This is a genomic window from Enterococcus sp. AZ177, from assembly GCF_050544585.1.
In the GTDB taxonomy this organism is placed as follows: Bacteria; Bacillota; Bacilli; order Lactobacillales; family Enterococcaceae; genus Enterococcus_L; species Enterococcus_L plantarum.
The window spans coordinates 200,057-216,877 of record NZ_CP172944.1; the positions used below are offsets into that span (position 1 = coordinate 200,057).

Annotated in this window: 15 protein-coding genes; 13 read left to right on the forward strand and 2 right to left on the reverse strand. The window is 34.9% G+C overall.

Annotated elements, in window-relative coordinates; genetic code table 11:
- The first annotated feature begins 179 nt into the window (after positions 1-179).
- The 12 genes from IGJ34_RS00930 to ftsY all read left to right on the forward strand — a co-directional run bounded on the left by IGJ34_RS00930 (position 180) and on the right by ftsY (position 12,247).
- Positions 180-758, forward strand: coding sequence for a hypothetical protein (locus tag IGJ34_RS00930; RefSeq protein WP_430597906.1), 579 nt, complete (start codon positions 180-182; stop codon positions 756-758).
- Positions 759-1,067: 309 nt separating this feature from the next.
- Positions 1,068-1,712, forward strand: a complete 645-nt coding sequence (locus tag IGJ34_RS00935; protein WP_430597907.1) for a hypothetical protein — start codon at positions 1,068-1,070, stop codon at positions 1,710-1,712.
- Positions 1,713-2,072: 360 nt separating this feature from the next.
- On the forward strand, positions 2,073-2,540 hold the full coding sequence (locus IGJ34_RS00940; RefSeq protein ID WP_111248036.1) for a hypothetical protein: 468 nt from the start codon (positions 2,073-2,075) through the stop codon (positions 2,538-2,540).
- Positions 2,541-2,668: 128 nt separating this feature from the next.
- The gene (locus IGJ34_RS00945; RefSeq protein ID WP_430597908.1) at positions 2,669-2,827 is read left to right on the forward strand and encodes a hypothetical protein; all 159 of its coding nucleotides are present in this window, start codon (positions 2,669-2,671) and stop codon (positions 2,825-2,827) included.
- A gap of 77 nt (positions 2,828-2,904) precedes the next feature.
- Positions 2,905-3,447, forward strand: a complete 543-nt coding sequence (locus tag IGJ34_RS00950; RefSeq protein ID WP_430597909.1) for a hypothetical protein — start codon at positions 2,905-2,907, stop codon at positions 3,445-3,447.
- Positions 3,448-3,766: 319 nt separating this feature from the next.
- Entirely contained in the window at positions 3,767-4,396 is a 630-nt protein-coding gene (locus IGJ34_RS00955) for a hypothetical protein (RefSeq protein ID WP_430597910.1), read from the forward strand.
- 1 nt (position 4,397) lies between these two features.
- A complete protein-coding gene (locus IGJ34_RS00960) occupies positions 4,398-4,808 on the forward strand; it encodes a hypothetical protein (protein WP_206848223.1) in 411 nt (136 codons plus the stop codon).
- 285 nt (positions 4,809-5,093) lie between these two features.
- Positions 5,094-5,501 (forward strand): nucleoside-diphosphate kinase, encoded by a 408-nt coding sequence (ndk, locus tag IGJ34_RS00965; protein ID WP_111248041.1) that lies wholly within the window; start codon positions 5,094-5,096, stop codon positions 5,499-5,501.
- A gap of 247 nt (positions 5,502-5,748) precedes the next feature.
- Positions 5,749-6,441, forward strand: a complete 693-nt coding sequence (gene rnc, locus IGJ34_RS00970; RefSeq protein ID WP_069654172.1) for a ribonuclease III — start codon at positions 5,749-5,751, stop codon at positions 6,439-6,441.
- A 23-nt stretch (positions 6,442-6,464) separates the two neighbouring features.
- Entirely contained in the window at positions 6,465-10,043 is a 3,579-nt protein-coding gene (gene smc, locus IGJ34_RS00975) for a chromosome segregation protein SMC (protein ID WP_430597911.1), read from the forward strand.
- A 146-nt stretch (positions 10,044-10,189) separates the two neighbouring features.
- On the forward strand, positions 10,190-11,017 hold the full coding sequence (locus IGJ34_RS00980; protein WP_430598510.1) for a Cof-type HAD-IIB family hydrolase: 828 nt from the start codon (positions 10,190-10,192) through the stop codon (positions 11,015-11,017).
- A gap of 33 nt (positions 11,018-11,050) precedes the next feature.
- The gene (gene ftsY / locus IGJ34_RS00985) at positions 11,051-12,247 is read left to right on the forward strand and encodes a signal recognition particle-docking protein FtsY (protein ID WP_430598511.1); all 1,197 of its coding nucleotides are present in this window, start codon (positions 11,051-11,053) and stop codon (positions 12,245-12,247) included.
- A gap of 453 nt (positions 12,248-12,700) precedes the next feature.
- Here ftsY and IGJ34_RS00990 read toward each other — a convergent pair whose 3' ends face one another.
- Both IGJ34_RS00990 and IGJ34_RS00995 read right to left on the reverse strand, forming a co-directional pair.
- Positions 12,701-13,579, reverse strand: a complete 879-nt coding sequence (locus tag IGJ34_RS00990) for a YitT family protein (RefSeq protein WP_069654169.1) — start codon at positions 13,577-13,579, stop codon at positions 12,701-12,703.
- Between the two features lie 197 nt (positions 13,580-13,776).
- Positions 13,777-14,271 carry a cysteine hydrolase family protein gene (locus tag IGJ34_RS00995; RefSeq protein ID WP_430597912.1) on the reverse strand — a complete coding sequence of 165 codons (495 nt, stop codon included), beginning with the start codon at positions 14,269-14,271 and terminating at the stop codon, positions 13,777-13,779.
- A 229-nt stretch (positions 14,272-14,500) separates the two neighbouring features.
- On the opposite strand from IGJ34_RS00995, the gene gshAB reads away from it, so the two are divergent.
- Complete coding sequence (gshAB, locus tag IGJ34_RS01000) at positions 14,501-16,768, forward strand: bifunctional glutamate--cysteine ligase GshA/glutathione synthetase GshB (RefSeq protein WP_069654167.1); 2,268 nt, start codon at positions 14,501-14,503, stop codon at positions 16,766-16,768.
- Positions 16,769-16,821 lie beyond the last annotated feature (53 nt).

Consider the following 16,821-nt stretch of genomic DNA (forward strand, 5'->3'; position numbering starts at 1 on the left):
TTCTCTAATTCCTATCCCTGTGGTAAGCACACTCGCTGGTGCAGCAGCATGCTTTTTTGTTGGAAATGTATTAAACGCAGCTTTAAAGCAGTCCATTTTAAAGATAATAAGTTTTTCAGTTGAGGTACACTTGTTGGTAATTAACTATAACCGTTAATATTTAAGATTGGAGTTTTTCTATGAGAAGATATATTTGGTTGGGAGATAGTAAATATGGTGGAAGCGTATATTGGGATAAAAAAAGAGATGTCGCAGTTAGAAATGGAAGTTCAAAAGTATCTGCAAAGAAAAGCAAATCAAATAAGTATCTAATTGGTGGACTATTTGTTTGTCTTATTATCATTAGAGTGATTACTTCATTTTTTAAAATGAAAGTTATTAGTAATGAGATTAATAGTATTAGTATAATAGTGTTTACTATCTTTTTTGCAACTACATTAACGTTATTCATCAATCGTATGATGTATGGAAACAGCGAAGACTATACTGATACTAGCCTTGAAGATGCGATGCATGCAATCAGAAGTACTGGATATTTGAAGAACCCCTTAATTTTTATGCTTTTAGACAAAAAGCTTCATTACATGGTACTGGTTTTAGTTGTATTGTTTAGTTTTATTGGGTTGTCCGAGACAATTCCAAATCTTAATAGCTTACGAGAATTTTTTCGTATACCATTTATGATTTTATTTATTAGCATACCTGTTTATATGGTCTACCTTGTAAATTTTAAGAAAGATAATAGGTTGAAATTATGATTATAATAAAAGAGCTTTTTCTTTCTCTAATTTTAGGAGTAGCAATTGCAGGATTATTAACTGTAATTTTAGTGAATAACCCCAAAATATGGTATAAAACAGCTAAAAAAATCAAAAGTAAACAGAAAGACAAATAAAAATGTATAGATAGATCGAATAATTAAGAACAATTTATCAAATAGGAACGGTTCATATAATTAAAAGAAGATAAGCAAAAGTTGAGCATTGCACCAAAGCAAACGAAATAGTATGGACTGCACATTGTGATTGGAATTTAAATCATTTAATCATTGGTAAGGAGGATAAATATTGCTACTTAGGGAATTGATTTACATGGGAGAGGTTAATGACGAAACGATTTATTTTGATGTAAAGAAAAAAATCCCTATGAAATCACCGAATAGTCAGTATATAGACAGTAAAAAAACTAAAAAAAATAATTGGTGGAGTTCTATAATTTTGATTTCACTTTTTATAATAATCAGCAGTATATCTTTTTTTACTAAAACAAGTTTTTTATCTGGAAGATACACTTATGTGACGCTGACCTTAATAGTGATAATATGGATTTTCGAAGTATTTCTTTTAACTAAGTTAATTAATAATACGCTGTATAAAAATGTAAGATCAGCTGTTCCGGCTACAAAAAAAGAACTAGGATATGCTATAAAAGAAAATAATATATGGAATATTTTTAACAATAAGAAAGTCACCATTTGGAAAAAGTTAACAGCCTGGCTTTTAACTATCGTGGTAGTAGTGTGTACTGTAGCAATTATTCCTGTAGCATATTTTGTAAACCAGAATAGGGAATTAATTGGTCACCAAATTGGTAGCGAAATAATAGTTATAAGTCTAATGGGCGTATTACCTTTTTCCTCAATCTTGCTTTTATGGGAAAATAATCTCATACGATGGTTAAACGTAGTAGAAAAATACCAAAAAAGAGTTTAATCTATGATACAGTTGTAATATTAAAATGAGGTTTTATCTAAATAGTTAGTAAGCCTGATGGCCTTCAAAACAGTTATAAAAGTAATGATTTTGAGCAATCGGTATAGTAGTATCTGACATCCAAAAGTATAATGATGAACTTACTGTACATAAAAAAGGACAAGTCAATCAGAAAAAATAGCTGATAGACTTGTTATTTTTTGTTTGTCGTTATATGCTATATAAGTAAGAATTATCAATTCTTTGGTTAAGGATATCAAGCAGAAAATATGAATGCTTGAAAATTTGTAGTAAGAGAAAAATAGGTTAACAAGCGCACCGATGAAACAGTTTTTGAAGGGAGAAAGACGAAGATGAAATATGAAGAAAGCTAGAGATAACCGAACTGAACTAGTTGTGATTAAGAAGAATTTTATCACTATTTTTGTACCACTTTTGTTATTACTACCTATGTTATTTACTTTTCCTTTTTTGACAATTGCAGCTATCCAAATAGCACCATTTTTTGCAATTATTCCAATTTTAATATGTTTAATGCTTATAGTATTAGGTGTACAAACTCTTAATATGTTGATCAGGTTCGGAAACAAGAAGCTTGTTGTTTATGAAGAGGGACTTGAATTTTGTATGTGGAACGTTAAATTTCTGAAATGGAAAGAAGTATTAGATATCAAATTAAGTAAAACCCTGAATCAAGAGTTTTTAGTTTTAAATTTACAGAATGACAAAAAAATAGAAATTAATATAATGGATTCACAATTAAATAAATCAAATGATGAGATATATTCTATAATTCTTGAAAGTTGGTACCAAGCAATGGTGGAATGAAAAATCAAAAGAAAGATCGATCAGGGAGCAATTTATACAGATTAAAATGCAAGTACTCTAAAATTTAATAAAAGAAAACAACTAAAAGGAGAGACTAAAAAAATGAATGAAAAAAAGGTACAACGTAAATGGGCATTAGTAATTGCGGTGTTATTTACACTAGGGGCAATCAATTGGTAAAAGGAATGGATTTATCTGAATCTTATGGTGCAGGTAGTCTTGTAAGCTTAATAGTATTTCCAGCTCTATTTTACTATCTAGCTTTTAAAAAGAAAAAAGAAAAATAATAACGTTGATAAACGAAAAGAATGATCCAATCAGAAAAATAGTTGATAGGATTGTTCTTTTTTAGTGAGGTGTATGCATGGTAAAAAAATTGAAAACCGTAGAAGGAAAGCTGGTTAATATATCTTTAGATAAGAAGAAAATTAGTTATGGGTGGCTACTATTGATTGCGGACAATAATGAAGAGTATTTGATACGACAAAACTTCTTTTTAGTAGGATTTAAACAATATCAATTTAACAGACAAATGTATCAATCGAATATAACATTAAAAGAATTTTCTGTCTTAGGAGAAGAAGTTATAAAAAGAACAAAGCAAAAATCTGAGAAAAGCTATCTAGGATTTGCACTAGCGATTCCTTTAGGTGCTTTACTAAGAAACAAAATACCAACTGAATGGTTATGGGGAAAAAGTAATTTTCCTATTGATTTGTTTACAGGCATCACTAATCTGACTTTTTTTTGGCTATTATTAGTTTCAAGCTTTTATTTAATTTCTTTCTATCGCAAAAAAAGGTTTGAAACAGAATTGAAAAAAATTGATGGTGATTTGATAAAAGTAGGAACAGGATATGCTGAAACGCCATTGCAAATTACACAAAAGACATTGAAATGGTGGTAAAAGATTAGATGAAACTAGTTAATGTATTAAGAGCTACAGTAGTTTTAGTGGGACTAAGCCTATTTCTATTTCTGTTTACAATAATTCTACCTTTTCTTGTTCAAGAAAGACTAATGCTATTTTTGACAATTGGCATTTTATTAATAACTTTTTTTAATGGTAGAGTTAGTTCAGATAGAAACGTGACCTATAAAATAAATTTAGAGGAATCTGAATAGTGCACAGATTCAAATTTTTAATGGGAATATTCATTCAAGTGAAAAATCGGTCAACTACAAAATAGCTCTGTCTAACCAACAAGTATGTTAGGAGAAACCCAATGATAACGAATAGGTTTATTCAAACAAAAGCCAACTTTGGAAAAATATACGAACTAAGAGAAGAAAATAAAATCATTGGTACGACTAAAATACCAATAAATTTAAGAACACAGATTAATGTCTCAATAGCAAATAAAAATTTCAAATTACAATTTTCCATTATTAAAGATGCATTAAGCCGTTTCGATTATACTAAAAATGTGAGACTACTACCATTTCAACTATTTAACGAAAACAATGTTTGGGTGGGGTCTTTGTGTGAAAGAAGAACAAAATGGTTGTTTGGCTATACTTTTTTTGAATTGAATTACAATGATGAAACGTATTACTTCTATGCAATAGGACTAGGAAAAAAAGGATTAAAAATTCCAATCTATGACTCTGAGGACATTCAAGTAGGCCTGATTGAAAAAGACAATATATCCTACGATAATAAGAGCACGTACTTAATAAATACATTAAATAAACATTATCAAATCTTGGCATTCCTCTTTGCGGTTTATTACGATAATGCATATTATTCGCCAAATGAAGTTGCGTACAAATCCAAAGAGATTAATTATAAGTATACGATAAACAAAGAATTAAAAAGTAAGTACAATCCCCAATTTATAGAAGGAAGGTATTAATATGAAAAATAAGTACAAAATTTTTCTTTTAGTTTGCATAACTCTGATTATTATGGTGGGTTGTTCAGGGTCAAAAGAGATTCAGAAAACTTGGAAAGCGGAAGATGCGACGGATAATGTGTATTCTATAGAAATTAAAGCCAACGAAATAAATATTTCAAACGATAAAGAAAATGAAAAACTAGACTACAAACAAAATGTTATAGGAATTGAAAATGGCGTTAAATATTATGGTTTAACGATTGATAATGAAAAATATTCTATACTATTTCCGGAAAAAGATAATACCGATTTAGCGTTATTTTTGAAAATAGATAGTGATGATTATCTAGATGGCACTCTAGTTTATGCCATGAATACTAAGGAACAACCAAGTTATAATGATTATGCGGAAAAGTTTTTAACACATTAAAAAGAGAAATGTAATATAAAGAGTTCGGTGAGACGAGCCTCAATAAGAATGATTAGATTAGTATGTAAAATAATATAAATCTATAGAGAGAAAAAAGTTAATTATTCATAACTATTTGTGTTTAATCACGCTTAGATATTCGATCAGTTTCACAAAACTATCTACCAATCACAAAGAAAAAACATTTTTTGTCATTTGTAGCCTAGACGTGAATTCTAAAGCGTGATAACCTTAAATTTAAGCGCTTACAAACTTATTCGCTTGAAAAAAAAGGAGAGAGATCATATGGAAAAAACACTCGTTATCATCAAGCCAGATGGCGTTTCACGTAAATTAGTTGGAGAAATCCTACAGCGATTTGAGAAAAAGCAATTAAAGCTTACTCAATTAAAAGTAGCAACAATGTCCAGAGAATTAGCAGAAGAACATTACGCACATGTGAGGAAATTTGATTTCTTTGAAGATATGATAACGTACATGACTTCATCAGAAGTTATTTATCTTGTTTTAGAAGGAAACAGCGTCATTAAAACGGTTCGTAAAATGGTTGGCGCAACAAATTGTTTAGAAGCTGAACCGGGAACGATTCGGGGAGATTACGGTGCTAATAGTTACGAAAATATTATCCATGCGTCAGATTCACCAGAATCGGCTATGGTTGAGATCAAGCGATTTTTTAACGAACCGAATTGAAGTAAAAGCGTATCAAGATAGTAGGATGATCTTGAACGCTTTTTCCCTTTTTAAATGACGAAAATTACTAGGGTTCCCCTTGTTTATTATAAAAAGTCTCATACTGTACTCTAAAATCAATAGGAAATCCCTCAAATAACATAAATTTAGCAGTGATTTTAGCGCAATTTCTCCCTAACCATTTAAAAATTCCGTAAAAAAAAGTATAATAGAGAAGGTTGTAAATAAACTTAAAGGAATGTAGCAAATGGACAATCAGCTAACTACAGAATTAAAAGAACGTTACGGCATTGTTTTCCATGATGTCAACCTATTAGAACAGGCTTTTACCCATTCATCCTATGTGAATGAGCATCGATACTTAAAACTATCTGACAATGAACGATTAGAATTTTTAGGAGACGCCGTTTTAGAATTATTGGTTTCTCAATATTTGTATAAACAATTCCCAGAGATGCCAGAAGGCAAGCTGACAAAAATGAGAGCGGCAATCGTTCGTGAAGATAGTTTGTCAAAGTTTGCAAAAGAATGTCATTTCGACCAATATATTCTTCTGGGCAAAGGAGAAGAAAATTCTGGTGGACGGACACGTCCAGCATTACTTTGTGATTTATTTGAAGCATTTTTAGGTGCGTTGTTCTTAGATCAAAAAGTGGATGCAGTCAAAAAATTCATTGCAGAAGTCATTTTTCCCAAAATTGATGCCGGTGCTTTTTCACATGAGATGGATCATAAAACACATTTACAAGAAGTTTTACAACGACAAGGGGACGTCAACATTGAGTATCGTTTAGTCAATGAAGAAGGACCCGCTCATGATCGAATCTTTTTTGTTGAAGTGTATGTCAACAAAAAAATGATTGGAACAGGTCAGGGAAAATCGAAGAAATTAGCAGAACAGGATGCCGCTGAACGAGCGCTGAAACAAAATCCTGAGTAAGCTTGGAAGGAGCCGTTTTATTCGTGTATTTAAAACGAATTGAGATCGCAGGATTCAAATCCTTTGCGGATCGAACTGTTATAGAGTTTGAAAATGGTGTGACGGCTGTCGTTGGACCGAACGGTAGCGGAAAAAGTAATATCACCGAAGCGATTCGCTGGGTCTTAGGTGAGCAGTCTGCTAAAAGTCTTCGAGGCGGGAAGATGCCAGATATTATTTTTGCAGGTTCGGAAGGCCGTAAAGCATTGAATATTGCAGAAGTAACGGTTGTATTAGATAATAGTGATCACTTTTTACCTTTAGATTTTACTGAAATCAGTGTGACTCGAAGATATCGAAGAACAGGTGAAAGTGACTTTTATATCAATAAACAAGCTTGTCGATTGAAAGATATCCACGATTTATTTATGGATTCTGGATTGGGGAAAGAATCATTTTCGATCATTTCACAAGGGAAAGTCGAAGCGATTTTTAATAGTAAACCAGAAGACCGCCGTGGTATTTTTGAAGAAGCAGCGGGTGTTTTGAAATACAAACAACGCAAGAAAAAAGCAGAACAAAAACTATTTGAAACAGAAGATAATTTAAGTCGTGTGCAAGATATTATCTATGAATTAGAAGACCAACTAACACCCCTAGCTGCACAAAGTGAAGCGGCTAAAGAGTTTTTGAAACTTAAAGAGAGTCTAACAGAAATCGATGTTAGCTTGACTGTAACGGAAATCGAAGCAGCAAAAGAAATTTGGGAAATCAAGACAAAGGAACTTGCTGAAATCGAAGAAAAGTTACAGAATGCCAGCAAAAAAATTCGTGATTCAGAGGATGAACTATTTCAACTACGGGGAAAACGGAACAATTTGGATGAGCAGATTGAAACGGAACAACAACAGCTTCTACAAATTACAGAAGCATTAAAACAAACCGAAGGACAAAAAAATGTCTTAGTCGAACGCTCAAAACACACGATGCAAACAACGAGTGAATATCAGCAGTCTTTAGAAGAAAATGCTGAAAAAATTACACGTTATCGTGAAGAAGTTCAAGATTTACAAACAAAAGTTACGGAGAAAAAAGCCCAACGTGAATCATTAGTTGATGCAATCAAAGCCTCAGAACTAGAAGTCGAAAAATATAGCAAATCGTCAAAAGAATTACTAGAAGAATTACGTAGCCAATACGTTGAAGTGATGCAAGAACAAGCGAATACGACCAATGAATTAAAATATTTAGAACGTCAGTATCAGCAAGAAACGGCTAAAAATCAACATTCTATTCAAAAACATGAAGCGTTGGAAAAACAAATGACTGATGCGTTAGCTGAAAAAGAACAACTAGAAGCAAGCGCAACTGCATCTGACCAAGCGTTAACAGCTCAAAGAGAACAATATACGCAATTAAAACATCAGTTGGATCAAAAGCAAGGGCAATTAGCTGTTAAACAAAAGCAAATGTACCAAGCGATGAACCAAGTACAACAAGCCAAAGCTCGTCAAAAAAGCCTGCAAGAAATTCAGGAGAATTATTCAGGATTTTATCAAGGTGTTCGTGCTGTATTAAAACATAAAGAGCAACTCACCGGAATCGTCGGTGCAGTTGCCGAACTGATTGATGTACCTAAAGACTATACTTTAGCAATCGAAACGGCTTTAGGTGGCGCAGCACAACATGTGGTTGTGGAAACGGAAAAAGATGGACGTGCCGGTATTACGTTTCTGAAACAGCAACATAGCGGACGAGCAACTTTTCTGCCGCTAACGACAATTAAACCGAGAACTGTATCTAGTGCAGTACGCGATCGCGTCAGCAATATATCAGGGTTTCTAGGAATTGCCAGTGAATTAGTTCATTTTTCAGATGAAGTCAGCAATGTGATTCAAAACCTATTGGGTGTGACCTTGGTAGCAGAAACGTTAGAGAGCGCTAACCAATTAGCGAAGGCGGTCAATTACCAGTATCGTGTCGTTTCTTTAGAGGGCGATGTCATGAACTCAGGGGGCTCGATGACCGGTGGTGCTAATAAGCGAGGCAATCAAGGCAGCTTGTTCTCTCAAACGCAAGAACTTCAGACATTGACGGAACAAATGGAACGTGCTGAAAAACAATTGACCATCAACGAAAAAGAAGTACAGCAGTTGACCGATGAAGTGAAACAACTCAATGAAAGCTTAGAACAACTACGTTCAACTGGCGAGACAAGCCGTTTGAAACAGCAAGAATTACAAAATAAACTAGCGAATCAAGAAGAAACGATTACACGTTTAACGAAAGAACAACGATTGTTTGAATTTGAAGCTCGTGAATTACATCAATTTTTAACGGAATATCAAGTAAGAAAAGAAGAGCTAACACAACAACAGCAAGAACTAAATCAAACAAAAGATCGTTTGGATCAAGAAATGAAGCAAGTTGATCAAGAAGCTAGCCAAATGGAAACGTTACGGGCGGAAGCTTTTGAACGTTTCAATCAAGTCCAAGCAGATCAAGCTGTTGTTACAGAACAATTAGCTCATTTAACTGAACAAGCAGCAGAAAAACAAACTCAGTTAGATGAATTCTTAGCAAGAGAGACAGCTTTACGTCAACAATTGCAACAATTAAATGATCATTCGACAGATCATCAGGTCACAGAAGAAAGCTTAGCGGTTCAATTAGAACAACTAGCTGAGAAAAAAGAGCAGCTACAAACAAACATTCAAGAAGCAAAAACGGCTCGTCAACATTTACAAGAACAAGTGGATCAAATTGATACAGGTTTGGCAGAAGAAAATAAACAACAACAGCATTTATTGACGGAACAGACCAAGATTGAAGTCGAGAAAAACCGTTCAGAAATCAAATTGGATAACGCTTTACAATATTTGCAAGAAGAATACAGTTTGACCTTTGAACGTGCGAATGAAGAGTATGAACTGACGATCGACAAAGAGCAGGCTAAAATTGAAGTGAAGCGTCTGAAACGTGATATCGAACGCTTAGGTCCTGTCAATCTCAATGCCATCGAACAATATGAACAAGTTAATGAACGTCATGAATTTTTAGTATCTCAGCGTGATGACTTATTAGATGCTAAAGAGCAGTTGTTTGAAACCATGGGTGAGATGGATGAGGAAGTCAAAGTACGCTTTAGCGAAGTGTTTGAAGCGATTCGGGCTCAATTTAAAGTCGTATTCCCTAACATGTTTGGTGGGGGCCGAGCGGAGTTGATTTTGACCAATCCAGAAGATTTGTTGAACACAGGGGTCGAGATCGAAGCACAACCTCCAGGTAAAAAACTGCAAAATTTAAGTTTACTTTCTGGCGGTGAACGTGCGTTAACTGCGATTGCCTTATTGTTCTCTATCATTCGTGTTAGACCTGTTCCGTTCTGTGTGCTGGATGAAGTCGAAGCAGCTTTAGATGATGCGAACGTTTCGCGTTTTGGCCATTATTTAAGTGAATTTGAAGAAGATACGCAATTTATTGTGGTCACTCACCGCAAAGGAACGATGGAAGCGGCAGACGTGTTGTATGGTGTTACAATGCAAGAATCAGGCGTGTCGAAAATCGTTTCTGTTCGTTTAGAAGAAGTCAAAGAAGGCGGCGCAATCGTCGCTGAAAGCTAAAGGCTGCTATTTTCTAGCTTTACAGAATAGCTCTACTAAAAAATGATAAAACATGAATGAGGGAAATAGTCCTTCATTCATGCTTTCTATTTTTTAATTAGATCAAATCGAACCTGTTAAACGTTTAATAAGGAGGAATGACTGGATTGATTAAATTAGTCGCTATTGATTTAGATGGCACACTTTTAGATAGTAAAAAGGAAATCTCAGCAAGGAATAAAGAAGCGTTGACACAAGCAAAAGCTGCGGGTGTTAAAATCGTCATTTGTACAGGTCGACCATTAGCAGCAATCGGTATTTACTTAGATGCATTGAATTTACGGGACAATGGAGATTATAGTATCACGTTTAACGGTGGTTTGGTCCAAAAAAATGACACGGGTGAAATCATAGAGAAATCTTCTCTCGCTTTGGAAAATGTACACGAGTTGTACGAGTTAGCCAAATTATTGAACGTCCCTTTAGATATTTTATCGGATGGACTTGTAATGCAACTGTCAACAACACAAGAGTATGAATCATTGTATAGTCAATTAAATAAGTTACTGACATTTGAGTCGTATGAAGTAGCGCAATTGACTACTGATAGAATCTACAATAAAGCTGTTATAGCAGTCGATCAAGTCTATTTGGATGAGCAAATAAAAAAAATCCCTAGTTCATTTTACGATCGCTATGAAGTAATCAAAACGAGAAGTAATTTGCTGGAATTTATGCCTAAAGGAATTACGAAGGCATATGGTATTTCATTATTAGCCAGAGATTTAGGCATCAAGCAAGAAGAAATCATGACAATCGGTGATGAAGAAAATGATGTACCAATGATTGAATATGCAGGACTTGGTGTAGCCATGGAAAATGCTGTCGCTAAGGTGAAAGACTTGGCAGATGTTATTACAGATACAAATGACAATGACGGTGTCGCACAAGCTGTTGAAAAATTTGTGTTAGAACCATTGAGAGGAGGGAATTAAATGGGATTTTTCGATAAAATTAAAAAAGCGTTTATGAATGAAAAAGAAACACCACCCGCTGAAGTCGAAACAGACGAGGCAAAAGAACTTGTCGAAGACGAAGCGAAACCCGAAGAACAATTCGAACAGGAAATAGAGCAAGAAACGACGGAAGAAACACAGAATGATTCTGTTGAAAATCCTGAAGCAGAGGAAGTGGAAAGTAATCCTCATCTGATGGATCCTCCTGTTATCCCGACAGAAGAACTTGTTGAACCTGAAGTGATTGAAGAGCAAGAAGAAGAGATCATTGTACAAGAGAAGTACGAAAAAGGGCTGGAAAAAACCCGTAAAACCTTTGGCGCAAGGTTAAATGAGTTATTTGCTAATTTCCGCTCAGTAGATGAAGACTTTTTTGAAGAATTAGAAGAAACCTTGATCGGTGCTGACGTTGGGTTTGATACAGCAATTAAAATCACGGAATCTCTTCGACAAGAAGTAAAATTACGTAATGTGAAAAAACCAGCAGCAGTTCAAAATACAATCATTGAAAAAATGGTTGATTTGTACGAAGCAGAGGGTATTGAAGAAAATAATGCGTTAAATATTCAGACGAATGGCTTGACAGTCATGTTGTTTGTAGGCGTTAACGGTGTTGGGAAAACAACCAGTATCGGAAAACTAGCACATGAATTCAAACAAGACGGTAAAAAAGTGTTGCTGGCAGCAGCAGATACTTTTAGAGCAGGGGCTATCGATCAGTTAGTTGTCTGGGGCGAACGTGCCGGTGTCGAAGTGGTTCGAGGCAATGCAGGTGGTGATCCAGCAGCGGTTGTCTTTGATGCAGTAGAACGTGCGAAAACGGAAAATGCAGATATCTTACTTGTAGATACAGCAGGCCGTTTGCAAAACAAAGTCAATTTGATGAACGAATTAGAGAAAATCAAACGCGTGATTCAGCGTGAATTGCCAGATGCGCCCCATGAAGTGTTGCTTGTAGTAGATGCAACGACAGGGCAAAATGCAATGTCACAAGCAAAACAATTTAAAGAAACAACAGATGTCACTGGTTTAGTTTTAACGAAATTGGATGGTACAGCAAAAGGTGGGATCGTTCTAGCGATTCGCAATGAGTTGCATCTACCAGTGAAATTAGTTGGATTAGGCGAAGGAATCGATGATTTAGAACCATTCGATGCAAATGATTTTGCGATTGGATTATTTAAAGGATTACTAAAAGTCGAAGAGTAGAGAATAGTAAAAACCTTTTGAGTAACTACAACGAAGTAGAATCTCAAAAGGTTTTTTAATTTGTTCGAGGTCTAAACGGTTCATCCCGCTTTTTTGATCTAGCGATATGAACCAGACCTCTCAACAAATAGATGAACTAATGAAAAGATAAAGAGCATCTTCCCAGTAGTTTCCTAATTTGTTCGAGGTCTAAAAGGTTCATCCCGCTTTTTTGATCTAGCGATATGAACCAGACCTCTCAACAAATAGATAAACTAATGAAAAGATAAAGAGCATCTTTCCAGTAGTTTCCTAATTTGTTCGAGGTCTAAACGGTTCATCCCGCTTTTTTTTGATCTAGCGATATGAACCAGACCTCTCAACAAATAGATAAACTAATGAAAAGATAAAGAGCATCTTTCCAGTAGTTTCCTAATTTGTTCGAGGTCTAAACGGTTCATCCCGCTTTTCTGCTTACAAATTATTTGTCTCAATCCCATAGTCTTCTGCGATTTTCTTTAAACTAAATCCTTTACCAAAAACTTCACTGGCATTCATCGAAACAATAAAGGCTTCTTCATCAATTGCCAGAACGTTCTCTTTGATCTTAGCAAAGTCTTTTTCACTAATGACTGTCATCATCAACATGCTTGGATTTTTTTGATAACCCCCTTCAATTGGAACCATCGTTAAGCCTTTGTCCATATCGACTAAGATTTTTTCTTTGATTTCCGTATATTTCGGTGAAATGATCATGACATTTTTCGAACGAACGAAGCCAACTTGGACCATGTCCACCACTCTCCCAATAAGGTATAAACAAATAAGTGAGAAGAGTACTGTATCAGTATTGAAAACAAAGAGCGCGGATAAAATCACTAAACCATCTACGAATAAAATCGAAACACCTAATGAAATTTTAAAGTACTTATTCACCATTTGTGAAATGATCGCAGTCCCACCAGTGGAAGCATTCCCTCTAAATTCAAGCCCTAGCCCAATCCCGGTTAAAATACCACCGAAGATCGTTGCGAGAAAAATATTGTGCGTAAGGACGGGCAAATGAGTCGTGATCCCTACAAAAAATGGGTAAATCAAACTGCCATAAATCGTTTTGATCCCAACTTCTTTTCCTAAAAATAAAAAGCAAAGAAGTAATAAAGGCAAGTTGATAGCATATAAAATCAATGCGGGATTGATCCCAAATAAATAATTGATTACCACGCTGATCCCATTTGCGCCTCCTGCTACGATTTTATTTGGTAATAAAATCGAATTGATCGATACCGCTAAAATAAAAGAACCAATCGTTACATACAACGTATCTTGGATTTGTCTTTTTGAAAATTTCATGTAAAACGTTCCTCCAATGTCAAAGAATGTCGGATATTTCTTCATTGAACGAATAATAAGAGCAAAAGAAAAATAGTTCAACAAATATCCCCTAGTTATACTATCATGAATGACTAGAGGATACCATGAGATAATGTTAATTTTTAGTCGCTGAATGTGGTAAAATAAGAGAAAGTAGAGATATCGTATCTTTTTAATCAAATAAACGTTAGAAAACGGTTGTCCCAGAGTTTTTCATGATGCTGGATAATTGTTTGGGCTCCTAATAATTCATTGTTTAATGTGGTGCTAAGGCCTCGTTTCATGAAACAAGTATACCCTAAGCCGTGAGCCATACGAATCGTCGTATCAACACAATATTCTGTTTGAGCGCCACAAAATTCAAGCTCAGTAACAGAAAGCTCATCTAAGCATTTTTTTAGCTTTGTTTGGAAGAAAGAATTGGCATGAGTTTTTCCGATATAGAAGTCTTCTGCTCTGGCATCAAGTTGCTCAAATAATTTCCAGTTGTTACTATCGACAACTAAATCGGTATCTTCATGCTGGATAAATAGAATTGGTCGGTGCTTATTTCGGTAGTCTGTAATACGTTCGTTTACACCATTCAGGGTATCTGTCAGTCGAAACAACCCAGATCCAGTATTTTCTAAACCATTTTGAAGATCGATAACAATCAAAGCTTTATTAGCCATTATAACTCCTCTGCTTTAAAATTATTTTTTCTTTTTAGTATACAATGAAGTCGAATGACTTGAAAGAGTATATTTCAGTGAATAAAAAAATATAAAAAGACCTATTTTTTTACCAATTCAGTAAGTTTATTTTTTTTTAGACAATTTTTAAGCTAAAATATTCTTTTTGCTTCTCTTTTTCTATATAATGATGAGTAATGGAATAATAACGGGGAAGAAAGGCGACAGTATGAAATTTAGAGAGTTGTTACAGCAAAAAAGTGCACGCCCATATGTCATGGCTGCACGATTTGGATTAGAAAAAGAAAGCCAACGCACGACGTTTGATGGTCAACTAGCAATGACGGATCATCCAGAAGTTTTAGGAAATAGAACATATCATCCGTACATTCAAACTGATTTTAGCGAAACACAAATGGAATTGATTACACCTGTAGCGAATTCTATTAATGGGATGATGCGCTATCTTGCAGCGATTCATGACGTGGCGATACGCTCAATGAATAAACATGAGATGCTTTGGCCGTTAAGTATGCCGCCCAAACTACCACCAAAAGATGAAGATATAAAAATTGCTAAACTCGAGCAGTATGATGGAATTCTGTATCGTCGTTATTTGGCAAGAGAATATGGGAAACGTAAGCAAATGGTCAGCGGTATTCATTTTAACTTTGAGTATGATATTGAGTTGGTCAAACAGCTGTTTTCAGCACAAACTGAGTATGAAACGATCGAAGAATTCAAAAATATTTTATATATGAAAGTCTCACGTAATTATTTGCGTTACCGTTGGTTGATCACCTATTTATTTGGTGCTTCACCTGTCAGTGAGGTTGGTTACTTTACTGAACGTGAAGAGCGACCAAATGGACCCGTCAGAAGTTTACGTAATAGTGCATTTGGCTACAAAAATAATGAAAATGTCAAAGTATCTTATGAATCATTGCAACATTACATCAACGACATTCATCGGATGGTTGAAAATGGCATATTATCAGAAGAAAAGGAATTTTATTCAGCGGTTCGATTACGTGGTGGTAAGCAAATGGCTGATTTACCTAAAACTGGCGTTCGCTACATCGAACTTAGAAATCTAGATTTAAACCCATTTGCGCCATTAGGTGTGGACGAAGAGTCACTTGAATTTATTCATTTGTTTATGTTGTATTTAGTATGGACAGATGAAAAAGAAGCTCCGAATGATTGGGTAGCAACTGGGGATTTCTTGAATGAACAAGTAGCGTTAGGTCATCCGTTTGCACAAGTAAAACTTTTAGCAGAAGGCGATCGAATTTTTGCTGAAATGGATGAAATGATCGAAGCTTTAGGTCTGTTTAGAGCTAAAAAATTGTTAGAGATTCATCGCACCCAATTAAGAACACCTGATTTAACGATTGCTGGCAAAATGTGGACAATTATTGAAAGCAACTCGAACCAAGAACTAGGGATCATTTTTGGAAAAGAGTATCATGGGATGGCGTTTGAACATCCATATCAATTAGCTGGTTTTAGAAATATGGAGCTCTCTACACAGTTATTTTTATTTGATGCTATTCAAAAAGGTGTAGAAGTTGAAGTATTAGATGAAGCCGAACAATTTTTAAAACTTAAACATAATGACCATATCGAATATGTTAAAAATGCAAATATGACAAGTAAAGATAACTATATCGTGCCGTTGATCATGGAAAATAAGACGGTTACGAAAAAAGTATTGGCAGAAGCTGGCTTTACAGTGCCAGGTGGCGATGAATTTGATACGATCGAACAAGCAGAACAGGCGTATATAAAATATTCAGAAAAAGCATTTGTAATCAAACCAAAAACAACAAATTATGGTTTAGGCATTACGATTTTTAAAGAAGGAGCCTCGTTAGCTGATTATACAGAAGCCTTGAAATTAGCATTCAAAGAAGATTCGGCCGTATTGGTCGAAGAATTTCTACCAGGGACGGAATACCGCTTCTTTGTGTTGGATGATCAAGTGCGTGCCATTATGTTACGTGTGCCAGCAAATGTAGTTGGTGATGGAATTCGCTCAGTTGAAGCATTAGTAGCAGAAAAGAATCTTGATCCATTGAGAGGAACACACCATCGCTCACCTTTGGAACTGATTCAGTTAGGTGATGTTGAACGATTAATGTTAAAAGAGCAGAATCTCTTAACAACTTCTGTACCGGAAAAAGATCAAATCGTTTATTTACGAGAAAATTCCAATATCAGTACTGGCGGTGATTCAATCGATGTAACGGATGATTTTGATGATAGCTACAAGCAGATTGCAATTGAAGCAGTTCAAGCTTTAGGCGCAAAAATCTGCGGGATCGACTTGATCGTTCCTGATAAATCGGTCAAAGGAATAAAGAATAGTCGCACTTACGGAATTATAGAAGCAAACTTTAATCCAGCTATGCATATGCATGCCTATCCACATACCGGTAAAGGACGTCATTTGACGATGGATGTATTGAAGATGTTGTACCCAGAAGTATTTTAGAAAGCAAATCATAAAAAAGCAGCAAAGAAAGCAATCTGTTTTCTTTGCTGCTT

Bases quoted from the DNA above. Each gene is read 5' to 3' on its own strand.
- rnc (WP_069654172.1), top strand. From the start codon at position 5,749: ATGGACAATCAGCTAACTACAGAATTAAAAGAACGTTACGGCATTGTT.
- IGJ34_RS00990 (WP_069654169.1), bottom strand. From the start codon at position 13,579: ATGAAATTTTCAAAAAGACAAATCCAAGATACGTTGTATGTAACGATT.
- IGJ34_RS00945 (WP_430597908.1), top strand. From the start codon at position 2,669: ATGGGCATTAGTAATTGCGGTGTTATTTACACTAGGGGCAATCAATTG.
- ndk (WP_111248041.1), top strand. From the start codon at position 5,094: ATGGAAAAAACACTCGTTATCATCAAGCCAGATGGCGTTTCACGTAAA.
- IGJ34_RS00995 (WP_430597912.1), bottom strand. From the start codon at position 14,271: ATGGCTAATAAAGCTTTGATTGTTATCGATCTTCAAAATGGTTTAGAA.
- IGJ34_RS00950 (WP_430597909.1), top strand. From the start codon at position 2,905: ATGGTAAAAAAATTGAAAACCGTAGAAGGAAAGCTGGTTAATATATCT.
- gshAB (WP_069654167.1), top strand. From the start codon at position 14,501: ATGAAATTTAGAGAGTTGTTACAGCAAAAAAGTGCACGCCCATATGTC.
- IGJ34_RS00960 (WP_206848223.1), top strand. From the start codon at position 4,398: ATGAAAAATAAGTACAAAATTTTTCTTTTAGTTTGCATAACTCTGATT.
- IGJ34_RS00940 (WP_111248036.1), top strand. From the start codon at position 2,073: ATGAAGAAAGCTAGAGATAACCGAACTGAACTAGTTGTGATTAAGAAG.
- IGJ34_RS00955 (WP_430597910.1), top strand. From the start codon at position 3,767: ATGATAACGAATAGGTTTATTCAAACAAAAGCCAACTTTGGAAAAATA.
- IGJ34_RS00930 (WP_430597906.1), top strand. From the start codon at position 180: ATGAGAAGATATATTTGGTTGGGAGATAGTAAATATGGTGGAAGCGTA.
- ftsY (WP_430598511.1), top strand. From the start codon at position 11,051: ATGAATGAAAAAGAAACACCACCCGCTGAAGTCGAAACAGACGAGGCA.